This is a genomic window from Paenibacillus sp. sgz302115 (genome assembly GCF_056120445.1).
Genome location: NZ_JBVYOK010000065.1, coordinates 1 through 500, shown reverse-complemented (window position 1 = coordinate 500; position 500 = coordinate 1). Strand labels below are relative to the sequence as shown.

At 55.2% G+C, this 500-nt stretch carries 1 pseudogene; it reads right to left on the bottom strand.

Going from position 1 to position 500, the window contains the following annotated elements:
* A pseudogene (locus AC0LWN_RS32670) lies at window positions 1–500 on the bottom strand (hypothetical protein); the annotation flags it as partial.

Genomic DNA, 500 nt, shown 5'->3' with positions numbered 1-500 from the left:
TCTTCCAGCACTCCGTCTGCGAGATGTTCGCCGTAGATGCTCTGTTGCTGCAAGTGCACCGAACTTACTGAGCCTTCCGCCAGTTTATCGCTGCCGATGCTGCCATCCGGTAGTAAATCCGCTGTGCAGGTCTCATCCGCTAGATGCTCCAGCTTGATTATTCCGGGGCTCAAATGACGCTCTTCCAGCACTCTGTCCACGAGATGTTCGCCGTAGATGCTCTGTTGCTGCAAGTGCACCGAACTTACTGAGCCTTCCGCCAGCTTCTCGCTGCCGATACTGCCATCCGGCAGTAAATCCGCACTGCTGGTCTCATCCGCCAGATGCTCCAGCTTGATTATGCCAGGGCTTAAATGACGTTCTTCCAGCACTCTGTCCACGAGATGTTCGCCGTAGATGCTCTGTTGCTGCAAGTGCACCGAACTTACTGAGCCTTCCGCCAGTTTATCGCTGCCGATGCTGCCATCCGGTAGTAAATCCGCTGTGCAGGTCTCATCCGC